Source organism: Paraburkholderia sp. RL17-383-BIF-A (assembly GCF_046028015.1).
Taxonomy (GTDB): Bacteria; Pseudomonadota; Gammaproteobacteria; order Burkholderiales; family Burkholderiaceae; genus Paraburkholderia.
Window position 1 is genome coordinate 240,527 of the sequence record NZ_JARESR010000009.1, and the last position, 11,622, is coordinate 252,148.

An 11,622-nucleotide genomic window follows, 5' to 3' on the forward strand; every position below is an offset into this window, starting at 1 on the left:
AACGGCCGGGGCGCGTATGTCCGGCAAGCTGTCCTGAGCGCTCCGCCTGCCGGTATTTACGGCGCATGCGATAATTTCGACCTCCCCGCAGGCCTGTTTCGCCCCTAACTCCTTGAAAAACCTACTCGTCAGCCTCGAAAAAGCCGGTGATTTCGATGAAATCATCGATGTGCGCACGCCCCTCGAATTCGCGGAAGACCATATTCCGGGCGCACTCAATGCGCCGGTGCTGAGCAATGAGGAGCGCGTGCTGGTCGGCACGACCTACAAGCAGGTGTCACCTTTCGAAGGCACGCGGATCGGCGCTGCGCTGGTCGCGCGCAATATCGCGCAGCATCTGGAAACCACCTTCGCCGACCGGCCGCGCAACTGGCGACCGCTGATCTATTGCTGGCGCGGCGGCAAGCGCTCCGGCTCGGTGACCACGCTGTTCAATATGATCGGCTGGCAGGCGCGTCAGCTGGACGGCGGCTACAAGAGTTACCGGCGGGCCACGCTGGACACGCTCGACACTTTGCCGGCAACGTTTTCATACATTGCGCTGGTGGGCCCGACCGGCAGCGGCAAGACACGCCTGCTGGCGGCCTTGAACGCGGCGGGCGCGCAGACGCTGGATCTCGAAGCGCTGGCCTCGCACCGCGGCTCGCTGCTAGGCGCGTGGGCCGGCGTGCCGCAGCCGTCGCAGAAGCGTTTCGATACGCTGCTCGTCACCGCTCTGCGCACGTTCGATCCGTTACGGCCGGTCTTCGTGGAAGCGGAGAGCCGGCGCATCGGCTCCGTCGCATTGCCGCTCGCGCTGCTCGACACGTTTCATCGGGGCCGCTGCGTCGAGGTGATGTCGAGCCGCGAAGATCGCGCGGCGTTCCTGCTGCACGACTATGCGCATCTGTTCGACGATCCCGAGTCGCTGAAGGGACAACTGCAAAGACTGATCGGCTTGCACAGCCGGGAACGCGTCACGGGCTGGCAACGGCTCGTCGACGACAACCGGCGCGCCGAACTCGCGCATGAGTTGATCGAGCGGCACTACGACCCCGCCTATGCGCGCAGCAGCCATGAACATTTCGTTCAATTGCCGCACGCCCTGAAGTTCAATTTCCGGCCCAACGGCGCCGATGTCGTCGACCAGGCAAGCGCACTGCTTGCGCAGGTCGACAGCAGCGCGCTCACTGTCATCTGATTAAAACCAACGCTTAAGACCACCATGCAATCAACCCTTCGACAACCGCGCGTCGCGCTTGGCTGGATCGTGTTTCTGCTGATTGCCGTCGTCGGCCTCTTTTATGTGAAGTGGTTCCCGTACTACAACCGCGCCTTCGTTGCCGCGAGCCAGCACTCCATCGGCAAATCCATTCTGATGGGTACGTCGGCGAGCGCACCGGCGGCGTCATGGCAGGCGGCAATCGATTACGCCCTCGCCTACGGCAAAGCGATCTGGCAAGCCATGGTGCTGGGGCTGCTGCTCGGCTCGGCGGTGCAGGCGCTGATTCCGCCGCAATGGGTCGCGCGTGCGCTCGGCCGGACCGATTTCAGCAGCGTGGTGAAAGGCGGTCTGATGTCGCTGCCGGGCATGATGTGCACCTGCTGCGCCGCACCCGTCGTAGCGGGCTTGCGCGCGCGCCAGGCGGCGCCGGGCGCGGCGATCGCGTTCTGGCTCGGCAATACCGCTTTGAATCCGGCTACGCTGATCTTCATGGGCTTCGTGCTCGGCTGGCAGTGGATGGGCCTGCGCCTCGCACTGGGCATCGTGATGGTGTTCGGCCTCGGCTATCTGGTGAATCGCATGGTCACGCCAAAGGAAGCCGAAGCGTCACGCGAAGCCATGGCGCAACTGATCTCCGCCGATGTGCCCAGCACGGCATTCGCACGCTGGGTAAAAATCCTCGGCACGATGACGTTGCGGCTCATTCCCGAATACATCGTGCTGGTGCTGATTCTCGGCGCAGCGCGCACATGGCTGTTTCCGCATGTCGGACCGGAGATCGACAACAGCCTGCTGTGGATCATCGCGTTGTCTATCGCCGGCACGCTGTTCGTGATTCCGACCGCGGGCGAAGTACCGATCATCCAGGCCATGCTCTCGTTCGGCATGGCCGCCGGTCCGGCGGGCGCGTTGCTGATGACGCTGCCGTTGGTCAGCGTGCCTTCAATGGCCATGCTCTCCCGCTCTTTCCCGCGCCGCGTGCTGACGGTCGTAGCCTTGGCCGTGGCGGTGTGCGGCGTGGTCAGTGGGTTGCTGGCAGTCGCCTTGGGGTTTTAAAGCATGAAACGTATCGCCGCATTTGCAATGACGAGCTGGTCGGCCGCCGGCCTGCTCTACTTCGGCCAGCATTCGGTCGCGCTGATCGTGGTGAGCGGGGTCGTCGCGCTGGCGGGCTTCGATCTGCTTCGCCCGTAACAGCGCGCTGCATCCGCTCTGAAAAGGCGCGAGACCTGATTGCTGACGCGAAGGTCTCGCAATAGCGCTGGGCGTCGTTTCAAGCGGATACCTGTCCAGCGCCTGAACGATCGCACGTGCGCCACGCTGATGACGAGGTGGAGATAATACGGAAAGGGAAGACCGACAGGACAGCGGCACGATCAAACAGTGCGCCGAGGTAATGCGAGAACCTGACAGTAGACGAAAGCGGAGCCGCTTTCGTCTACGTCAAGGATGCGTTGGTAGGCTCGATTGGATTCGAACCAACGACCCCCACCATGTCAAGGTGGTGCTCTAACCAACTGAGCTACGAGCCTTTAGAGGCGCGAATTATAGAGAACCTCTGCGCCCTGCACAAGCCCCTAACGCCACTTAAGTTGGCGAGCGCGTGGCAATCAGTTCGTGAGTGCCCACTCGGTCTGCGCATCCAGCGGATACACCGGCCGCTTCACGTGCTCGAAAGCGAACAGCCCGTAATCCGAACTCGTCACGCCGCGGCTGTCGCATTCCACCAGCGCTGCGGCGATGGGCACGAAAACCGGCCGGCAGTACATGCGCGATTTGAGCAACAGGAAACGCGCGCGACGCGGATCGATGCCGACGCTCTCGAATACGCCGAGGTCCCATGGTTCGTGCGTGCGCTCGGTGATCACGAGCTTGATGGCGCCGGTGTCGAGTACCGCCGCGCGTCCCATGAAAGCACGCTGTCCGGTGTAGGTCGGGCCGCTGATGATGTACTCGCCGTCGGTCAGCGCGCGCACCACACCCGTCACGGCAAGCGGCAGGCGCGGCGCTATCGCATCGCTCGCAACCTTGTTGCCGATGGTCACCGTCACCGTGCTGCCGACGCCCGCCGCCATCAACGCCGCGACCGCTTGCGGGTCGCACAACGGCCCGCTCACGATACCATCGAGCTTTTGCTTCAATGCTTCTTCGAGCAGATCCATCGTGTCGCATGTGCCGCCCGACATGCAGTTGTCGCCATGATCGAGCAGGAGCACGGGCTTGTCGGCGTCTCTCGCGAGCGCCGCCGCTTGCGCGACGGATTCAGCAAGCGGCGCGCTGCGATACACGAAGTCTTCTCGCTCGCTCCAGATCTGTCGAGCGATCCGCTCCGCCACCGCCTCTGCTTCGCCGCGCTCGCCGTTGCCGACCACCACGACGCTGATACACGGCGCCGCGATATCGGCCAGCGAGAAGCCAGATAGCACCGACACCGCGAGCATGCCCTCGGCTTCGGCTGCGCGCGCGGCATCCACGGCACGTTTCATCGCGCCTTCGGCAGTCGCGCTGCGCAGCGTATGCGTGAGGAGCGGCGGCTGGCGCCACGCAATCACGGGCTTCGCCTTGCCGTGCACCAGGTCGAACATCAGACGCGCCGCATGCGCGCCGGTCTCGTACATATCGACGTGCGGATAGGTCTTGAAGCTGACGATCACGTTGGCGTTGTCGATCATTTTCTGCGTGACATTGCCATGCAGATCGAGCGCGACCGCGATCGGCGCATCCGGCAGCAACGCACGCACACGTTCGAGCAGGTCGCCTTCACCATCGTTCGAATTCTCGGCGACCATGGCGCCATGCAGATCGAGCATGACGGCGTCGCAACCTGCCGCGGCCGACACGATCGCCTCGCAGATCGCGTCGTAAGCGGCGGCCTCAACGGGTCCGCTCGGATTCGCCGACGCCGACACGGGCGTCACGATCTGCGCATGCTCCTTTTCGGCGGCGTCGATGAACGCGGCCATCGCCGTTTGCATGCCTTTGTTCTCGTTGAACGCGTCTTGCCCATAGCTCGGGCCGTTACGCCCGAACGCGGCCAACGGCGTGGCCACCGGTGAAAACGTGTTGGTCTCGTGATTCATCCGCGCGATGAGGACTTTCATGCGTCTGCGCTCCCCGCTTTCTGCGCGGCGCTCAGCATGGCCTGCAACAGCACGTTGCAACCGGCTTCGAGATGGTCCGCGCGCGCGTCTTCGATCTCGTTGTGGCTGATGCCGTCTTTGCACGGCACGAAGATCATCGCCGCGGGCGCGACTCTCGCAAGATAAACGGCGTCGTGGCCGGCGCCGCTGATCACGTCCATCGACGAAAAACCGAGCGTGTCGGCGCCCTGCTTCACGGCGCCGACCAGTTCCGCGGCGAACGGTTGCGGCGGGAAATACACGACCTGCTCGACGCCTACCTCGATGCCGGCTCGCTCGCCCGCCAACGAGCATGCGGCGCGCAACGCGCTATCCATGGCCGTGAGCGTGGCATCGTCGGCGGCGCGCAGATCGACGGTGAGTGTCACGCGGCCCGGAATCACGTTGCGCGAATTCGGATGCACGTCGAGCCAGCCGACCGTGCCGCGCCCATGAGGCGCGTGATCGAGCGCAATGCGGTTGACGGCATGAATCAGATCCGCCGCGACGAGCAGCGCGTCGCGGCGCAGTTCCATCGGCGTCGGGCCGGCGTGCGCTTCCATGCCCTGCACGGTCACGTCGTACCAGCGTTGGCCGAGCGCGCCCTGCACCACGCCGATTGTTTTGTCATGTGCTTCCAGCACCGGCCCTTGTTCGATATGCGCTTCGAAGTAGGCGCCGACGGCGTGCGGCTTCTCGTTCGCGCCGGCATATCCGATCTGCGACAGTGCGTCACGCACCGTGACGCCTTCACGGTCGCGCTGTTCGAGTGCGTGCTCCAAGGTAAACGCGCCGGCAAACACACCGGAACCCATCATCACCGGCACGAAGCGCGAGCCCTCTTCATTGGTCCACACCGCGACTTCCAGCGGCGCGAACGTCCGCACATTGGCATCGGCGAGCGTGCGCAGCACTTCGAGACCCGCAAGCACGCCGTAATTGCCGTCGAACTTGCCGCCCGTGGGCTGCGTATCGATGTGGCTGCCGGTCATGACCGGCGGCAGATCATCGCGCAAACCGGCGCGGCGCGCGAAGATATTGCCGATCGCGTCGACCCGCACACTGCAACCAATCTCCTTCGTCCATGCGATAAAAAGGTCGCGCGCCTCGCGGTCCAACTCCGTGAGTGCGAGGCGGCATACGCCGCCTTTATCGGTCGCGCCGATTCGCGCGAGTTGCATGAGACTGTCCCAGAGCCGCGCGCCGTCGACTCGCAGATCGGCGAACGTCGCGACGGTTGTTGATTCATGAACTTGCATCGATGCTTCCTCGTGTTGAAGACTGCTGCGCGTCAGACCACGCCGACGCCGAGATAACGGTCCTTGATCGAATCGTCCGCGGAAAAGGACGCGTTATCGCCTGAATAGACGATCACGCCTTGCTCGATGATGTAATGCCGGTCGGCGAGTTGCGTGCAAACTTCGAGGTTCTGCTCGACCAGCAGAATCGCCACGCCCGCCGCGCGGATCAGCTTGAGTTGCGCGACGATCTCTTCCACGATCACGGGCGCAAGGCCTTCCACCGGTTCGTCGAGCATCAGCAAACGCGGGTGATTCATCAGCGCGCGGCCGATCGCCAGCATCTGCTGTTCGCCGCCGGATAGCTGCGCGCCCCCGTTGGTACGCCGCTCTTTGAGGCGCGGAAAAATGCGGTAGATATCGTCGAGCTGCCACGGCGAATCTTTGCGTGCGCCAAGCCGTAAGTTTTCCTCGACCGTGAGCAAACGAAAGATACCGCGATGCTCAGGCACGAAACAGACACCTCGTGAGGCGATCTTATGCGGCGGCAGGCCGCTGATTTTGGCGCCATTGAACGTGATCGCGCCGCGCTGCGGTGCCACGACGCCGGCAATCGCTTTCAGCGTGGTCGACTTGCCGGCGCCATTGCGGCCCAACAGCGTCACCGTTTCACCGTCGTCGATCTGCAGGGACACGCCTTGCAGGATATGGCTTTTGCCGTAGAAGCCGTGAATCTGCTGCACGTCGAGAATCATGCGCGGCCTCCGGTGATCATGTTGCCGAGATAGGCGCTGCGCACGCGCTCATCGCCGCGAATGTCGTCGGGGCGCCCCTCCACCAGCACACGCCCTTGTTGCATGACGGTGATCGTGTCGGAAATGTCCATCACGATACCCATGTTGTGTTCGATCAGCACAACGGTGTAATCGTCGCGCAAGCCGCGAATCAACTGCTTCATATCGTCGAGGTCGTCGATACCCATGCCCGAGGTCGGCTCATCCAGAAAGATCGCCTTGGGTCGCGCGGCGAGCGCCATGCCGACTTCCAGCCGCCGCTGTTGACCGTGCGAAAGCGCGCCTGCCGATACCTCGCTCAAACGCTGTAGTGCGAGCCGTTCGAGAACACTGTCGACAGTCTCCGAATGAGTGAGCGCACCATGCGGCGGCGTCCACGCATTGAGCGCGCGTACCGCGTCCACACCCTGCGCGGCGAGCCGCAGATTTTCTCGTACGCTCAGATTGGCGAACAGGCTCGTCACCTGAAACGAACGCGCGACGCCGCGCCGCACACGTTTATGATCCGGCTCACGCGTCACGTCGTGGCCGTCGAATACGATCTTGCCTTCGGTGATCGGCAGCGTGCCGGTCAACACGTGAAACAGCGTGGTTTTTCCCGCGCCGTTCGGACCGATTACGGAATGCACCGTGCGCGGCATGATGTTCAACGTGACGTCGGAGAGCGCCGTGAATTTGCCGTAGCGCTTCACAACACCACTCGCTCGCAGAATGGCTTCGCTCATACGGGCTCCTTGTCCGCGGCATTATCGGCATTGGCGGATGATTGGCGGCGCAGCGATTGCCAGATGCGCTCGCCCAGTCCCCACAGCCCGCGTTGCATGAACAGGCTGACGGCGATCAGCACGATGCCGAGCAGCAACAACCAGCGCGGCCACAAAGTGGAGAGCCAATCGGCGAACAGCACGTAAAACGCGGCGCCTAGTACGGATGCGAACAGATTGCCTGTGCCGCCGATCACGGTCATCACGAGGATCATCTCGCTCGTGTGATAGTCGATGTTCGAGAGCGGCGCGATGCCGGTCATCAGCGCGTGCAGCGCGCCCGCGAGCCCGGTGACCGCGCCGGAGATCACGAACGCCATCAGCTTGAAGCGTTTGACGTCGTAGCCCACTGCGGCCGCGCGGGCTTCGTTGTCGCGAATCGCGAGCAACGTACGGCCGAACACGGAGTGCGATACGCGCATCAACAACCAGAACACCACGAGAAAGAGCACGGCGACGAAGCCGTAGTATTGCCACGGCGAAGTCAACGGCAAGAGCGTTTTGCCAAACAGCCCGAGCGCCGGGCGCGGGATGTCGAGTAACCCATTGTCGCCGCCGGTCAGATCGGGCGTGGTGTAGGCGAGGAAATAGAACAATTGCCCGAACGCGAGCGTTAGCATGACGAAATACGTGCCGCGCTGACGAATCGAAAACCAGCCGACGAGCGCCGCAGCCGCCGCGCCGATTACAGCCGATGCAAGCAACGCCACGGGCACGGGCAACGCCGTTTTGGTCAGAACCAGTCCCGCACTATAGCTGCCCAGTCCGAAGAAAATGCCTTGCCCGAACGAAAGCAAGCCTGTGTGGCCGAGCAGCAAATTGCAGCCGAGTGCGGCGAGCGCGAACACCAGAACTTCTGTGGCCAGCGATCCGGAGCGCAGCGTCAGCGGCAATATGCAGACCACCAGCAGCGCAAGCAACAGGAAGCGATAGCGATGCAGTGAATGCTTCAGGCCCGGTTGAGTTCTTGCCGATGAAGCGCTTTGCACAATGGGCTTCGAGGAATCGATCATGCCGCCCTCCCGAGCAAACCATTCGGTCGCAACAACAGGACCGCGGCCATTGCGACGTAGATCATGAGTCGCGCACCTTCCGGCCACAAGGTACTCATCACGCTTTGCACGATCCCAACCAGTAGGCCGCCGACCAATGCACCCAAAAAATTACCCATTCCGCCGACCACCACCACGACGAACGCGACGCTGAGCGCTTCGATGCCCATGAACGGATCGACGCCGCGAATCGGCGCAGCAAGCACGCCGGCCAATGCGGCCGTCGCAGCGCCAAGCGCGAATACGAGGCTGAAAACGCGCAATACGTTGATACCGAGCAACGAGACCATCTCAGTCGATTCGCTGCCCGCGCGCACCGCGCTGCCTAGTCGTGTGCCTTCCAGCACCCACCACAAAAGCGCCGCTAATACCGCCGTGAAGCCGATCACGAAGAGGCGGTATTTCGGATACACAAAGCTGCCCCAGATCACTACGCCGTTCAGCATGTCGGGCACGGCTACATTGTCGCCCAGCGGCCCCCAGATCAGGATCGCGCATTCCTGCACGACGAGTGCGAGACCGACCGTCACGAGAATATGGAACTCATGCTGCTGCGCGTAGACATGCCGCAGAATCAGCTTCTCCACGACCCATGCGAGCGCGCCCACTACTATGGGGACGACCACGAGCGCGGCCCAGAAACTCATCGACCATTGCATCGCCTGATAGCAGAAGTACGCGCCGAGCAGGTAGAACGCACCGTGCGCGAAATTCACGAAGCGCAGCAAGCCGAACACGATCGACAGACCGACCGCGAGCAGGAAATACAGCATTCCCACTCCGATGCCGTTGACGACCTGCAGGAGATAAACGTTCATGGCGTCCGTCTAAAGGATGGTGCGAAGGGGCACGCGCTGTGGCGCCGCTGTGCCGCGATGTGCATACCGCGCTCGCCTGCGCCAGTGCAGGCAGGCGTCAAGCCATCTTGCAACCGGTCTTGTCGAGCGGCAGGAACGACTGGCCGGAGCTCACGATATCCGCGTAGTCGTCGGCGTTTTTCATCTTGTTCTTCGCCTTGCCCTTCAGCAGATAATAGTTCTTCAGTACCTGGTGGTCGCCTTTACGGACTTCCTCCGGGCCTGTCAAACCGTCGTATTTCATGCCTTCAAGTGCGGCGACCACTTTCTTCGGATCGACGTTACCTGCTTTCACGATACCGTCGAGCAGAATCTTCGTGCAGATATAGGAGCCCGCGAGGCTGTAGTTGGGGTTCGCTTTGAAAGCAGCATTCGTGCGCTTGACCAGATCGCGGTTGAGCGGCGAATCGATGTCGTGCCAGTACTGCGCGCCGAAATAGACGCCTTCGCAAAGGTCCGCGCCAAGCGATTCGAATTGCTCGAGTCCGGATGCCCACGCCAACAGAATCGTGCAATTGTTCTTCATGCCAAAGCTCACGGCCTGGCGCAACGTATCGGACGACTGCGAGCCGAAGTTCAGAATCAGCAAAACGTCGGGCTTCGCCGCAACTGCGTTCGTCAGATAGCCGCTGAACTCCTTCTCATTGAGCGAGTGGTAGCTGTTACCCACATGCTCGATGCCCTTCTCTTTGAAGATGGCCTTGGCGGCCGACAGCAAACCATCGCCGAACACGTATTGCGGCGTGATGGTGTACCAGCGTTTTGCTTTGGGCAGCATCTGGATCAGCGGACGTACCGTTTGCTCGATCGCTCCGTAGGTCGGCACCGACCAGCGGAACGTGGCGTCGTTGCAGTCCTTTCCGGTGATTTCGTCCGCGCCTGCGGTGGTGATGAATACGCCCCCGGCTTTCTGGACTTCCTTGCCCATTGCCAATGCTTCGGAGGACAGAATACCGCCGGCAAAGAAGCGTGCATTCTTTTGTTGCGCGATTTCCTGCACACGGCGCACCGCAGTTGCCGGCTTGCCCTCTGTGTCGAGTACCGTGTACGCGAGAGGTTGACCCAGCACCTTGCCGTACTGCTCGATAGCGAGCTTCATGCCGAGGTCGGCATATTTGCCGTTTGCCGCAAACGGACCCGACATGGGCACCGGACAGGCGAACTGCAAGGTGCCAGCCTGCGCGAACGCGCTTCGCGCGACCAGCGAGCCCAACGTCCCCGGAACGGCCGACAACGCGGCCAGCTTCAACATATTTCGGCGATTCAAAATGACGCTCCTTAGGAAAGAGACACGCACTGACCGACTACGAAACTGCACGCATTGCGCGAACGACTAGATCGACTACTTGGCTTGCTGGCCGTCGTGAAGTTTTCCACCACACCGGCTTTGTTCTATTTATCATGATAAATAGGTTGGACTCGATCGTAGGTACAATAAATTCGAGTGTCAATAAGGCAAAATTCCTGGCAGCATGAGGCGACCTTCCGGGCTGCGACGGCGGCGGCGGGTCGATCGAGGATCGTGCAGGACAATCTAGGGAGCATCGACTATGGCCATGGACCGCGCCAAGGCTGGCGCCGCGATCGAGATCAAGCAGCAGAAACGCGGCGATCTGGTCGCGGAGGAGATCAAGCGGCTCATCACTGAGAAAGACCTGAAGCCAGGCGACCGGCTGCCTCGCGAGGTGGAGTTGCAGCAACTCTTTTCGGTAAGTAAAAGCACGATCCGCGAGGCGTTGAAATCGCTTGAAGTGCAGGGTCTCATCAAAGTGACCACGGGTCCGAGCGGCGGCGGCATGGTGGTCGAGGTGCCGCTCGATCGTACGTTACAACTTCTGCAGAACTACCTGTTTTTCAAGGATGTATCGATCGATGACATCTACACCGTACGCAAATTGCTGGAGCCCGAACTCGCGGCAGGGGCCGTGCCATATCTGACAGAGCAGGACTTCGAGGCACTCGACGCGAGCATTGCATGTTGCGATCGACCGGCTTCGTCACATGGCGGGCAGGACATCGTTCGGCAGCGTCAGGAAGACGTGAATTTCCACGATATCCTCGCGGCGGCGAATCCCAACCCGTTCCTGCGCTTCAGTTGTGAGCTGATCAACGAAATGATCCGGCAACTGATCGAGTTTCGTAACGATACTCCGCAGTCCGAACATGAGCGCTTTGGTCAGGCTAACGTCAAGATTCATAAAGCGATCACGAAAGCCGCACGTGAGCGTGATGCGGAGAAAGTGCGTGAGTTGATGGTGATCCATATGACCGAGGCGCCACGCTATGTGAAGCGAATGAAAGGAAAACTGCGTGGGCGTCTGATCCTGGATTCGGAAATTCGTCGGCGCGTACGGGCGCGAAGCGTGACGCCGCCTGATGAGGGCCATGACGAGTTCGGTGACGTTTGATGCAGGTTGCGGGCGGGTGGTAAATTGCAGATTGCAGATTGCAGATTGCAGATTGCAGGTGGCAGGTGGCAGGTGGCAGGTGGCAGGTGGCAGGTGACAGGTGACAGGTGTCGGGTGGCGGGTGTCGGGTGTCGGGTGTCGGGTGTCGGGTGTCGGGGGTCTGGGGAAGGGTGGCGGGCTGTATCT

The 11,622-nt window shown here is 61.8% G+C and carries 11 protein-coding genes and 1 tRNA gene; 4 read left to right on the forward strand and 8 right to left on the reverse strand.

The window, feature by feature from the left end:
• Window positions 1-112: 112 nt before the first annotated feature.
• The 3 genes from mnmH to P0D71_RS13830 are packed head-to-tail and all read left to right on the forward strand — an operon-like array spanning window position 113 to window position 2,398.
• Window positions 113-1,180: a tRNA 2-selenouridine(34) synthase MnmH gene (gene mnmH, locus P0D71_RS13820; RefSeq protein ID WP_408480484.1), complete on the forward strand. Its 1,068-nt coding sequence runs from the start codon at window positions 113-115 to the stop codon at window positions 1,178-1,180.
• A 24-nt stretch (window positions 1,181-1,204) separates the two neighbouring features.
• On the forward strand, window positions 1,205-2,260 hold the full coding sequence (locus P0D71_RS13825; protein WP_408184787.1) for a permease: 1,056 nt from the start codon (window positions 1,205-1,207) through the stop codon (window positions 2,258-2,260).
• 3 nt (window positions 2,261-2,263) lie between these two features.
• Window positions 2,264-2,398 (forward strand): hypothetical protein, encoded by a 135-nt coding sequence (locus P0D71_RS13830; protein WP_286162130.1) that lies wholly within the window; start codon window positions 2,264-2,266, stop codon window positions 2,396-2,398.
• 261 nt (window positions 2,399-2,659) lie between these two features.
• Here the strand turns inward: P0D71_RS13830 and P0D71_RS13835 are convergent.
• The 8 genes from P0D71_RS13835 to P0D71_RS13870 form a co-directional block, all read right to left on the reverse strand.
• Window positions 2,660-2,736: transfer RNA gene (locus tag P0D71_RS13835), tRNA-Val, on the reverse strand.
• A gap of 78 nt (window positions 2,737-2,814) precedes the next feature.
• Window positions 2,815-4,305: a M81 family metallopeptidase gene (locus tag P0D71_RS13840; RefSeq protein WP_408480486.1), complete on the reverse strand. Its 1,491-nt coding sequence runs from the start codon at window positions 4,303-4,305 to the stop codon at window positions 2,815-2,817.
• On the reverse strand, window positions 4,302-5,582 hold the full coding sequence (locus tag P0D71_RS13845) for a Zn-dependent hydrolase (RefSeq protein WP_408480488.1): 1,281 nt from the start codon (window positions 5,580-5,582) through the stop codon (window positions 4,302-4,304). The genes P0D71_RS13840 and P0D71_RS13845 overlap by 4 nt, the downstream gene beginning before the upstream one ends.
• Window positions 5,583-5,614: 32 nt before the next feature.
• Window positions 5,615-6,316, reverse strand: a complete 702-nt coding sequence (locus tag P0D71_RS13850) for an ABC transporter ATP-binding protein (protein WP_408480490.1) — start codon at window positions 6,314-6,316, stop codon at window positions 5,615-5,617.
• Window positions 6,313-7,080 carry an ABC transporter ATP-binding protein gene (locus P0D71_RS13855; protein ID WP_408480492.1) on the reverse strand — a complete coding sequence of 256 codons (768 nt, stop codon included), beginning with the start codon at window positions 7,078-7,080 and terminating at the stop codon, window positions 6,313-6,315. The genes P0D71_RS13850 and P0D71_RS13855 overlap by 4 nt, the downstream gene beginning before the upstream one ends.
• Window positions 7,077-8,132: a branched-chain amino acid ABC transporter permease gene (locus P0D71_RS13860; RefSeq protein WP_408302845.1), complete on the reverse strand. Its 1,056-nt coding sequence runs from the start codon at window positions 8,130-8,132 to the stop codon at window positions 7,077-7,079. Before P0D71_RS13860 ends, P0D71_RS13855 begins: the two co-directional genes overlap by 4 nt.
• Entirely contained in the window at window positions 8,129-8,989 is an 861-nt protein-coding gene (locus tag P0D71_RS13865) for a branched-chain amino acid ABC transporter permease (protein WP_091804229.1), read from the reverse strand. Before P0D71_RS13865 ends, P0D71_RS13860 begins: the two co-directional genes overlap by 4 nt.
• Before the next feature lie 97 nt (window positions 8,990-9,086).
• Window positions 9,087-10,295 carry an ABC transporter substrate-binding protein gene (locus P0D71_RS13870; protein WP_091804232.1) on the reverse strand — a complete coding sequence of 403 codons (1,209 nt, stop codon included), beginning with the start codon at window positions 10,293-10,295 and terminating at the stop codon, window positions 9,087-9,089.
• Between the two features lie 283 nt (window positions 10,296-10,578).
• Here P0D71_RS13870 and P0D71_RS13875 point away from each other — a divergent pair, with 283 nt between their 5' ends.
• Window positions 10,579-11,436, forward strand: a complete 858-nt coding sequence (locus P0D71_RS13875) for a FadR/GntR family transcriptional regulator (protein WP_091804235.1) — start codon at window positions 10,579-10,581, stop codon at window positions 11,434-11,436.
• Window positions 11,437-11,622: the final 186 nt, after the last annotated feature.

Bases quoted from the DNA above. Each gene is read 5' to 3' on its own strand.
- P0D71_RS13825 (WP_408184787.1), top strand. From the start codon at position 1,205: ATGCAATCAACCCTTCGACAACCGCGCGTCGCGCTTGGCTGGATCGTG.
- P0D71_RS13830 (WP_286162130.1), top strand. From the start codon at position 2,264: ATGAAACGTATCGCCGCATTTGCAATGACGAGCTGGTCGGCCGCCGGC.
- P0D71_RS13840 (WP_408480486.1), bottom strand. From the start codon at position 4,305: ATGAAAGTCCTCATCGCGCGGATGAATCACGAGACCAACACGTTTTCA.
- P0D71_RS13845 (WP_408480488.1), bottom strand. From the start codon at position 5,582: ATGCAAGTTCATGAATCAACAACCGTCGCGACGTTCGCCGATCTGCGA.
- P0D71_RS13850 (WP_408480490.1), bottom strand. From the start codon at position 6,316: ATGATTCTCGACGTGCAGCAGATTCACGGCTTCTACGGCAAAAGCCAT.
- P0D71_RS13855 (WP_408480492.1), bottom strand. From the start codon at position 7,080: ATGAGCGAAGCCATTCTGCGAGCGAGTGGTGTTGTGAAGCGCTACGGC.
- P0D71_RS13860 (WP_408302845.1), bottom strand. From the start codon at position 8,132: ATGATCGATTCCTCGAAGCCCATTGTGCAAAGCGCTTCATCGGCAAGA.
- P0D71_RS13865 (WP_091804229.1), bottom strand. From the start codon at position 8,989: ATGAACGTTTATCTCCTGCAGGTCGTCAACGGCATCGGAGTGGGAATG.
- P0D71_RS13875 (WP_091804235.1), top strand. From the start codon at position 10,579: ATGGCCATGGACCGCGCCAAGGCTGGCGCCGCGATCGAGATCAAGCAG.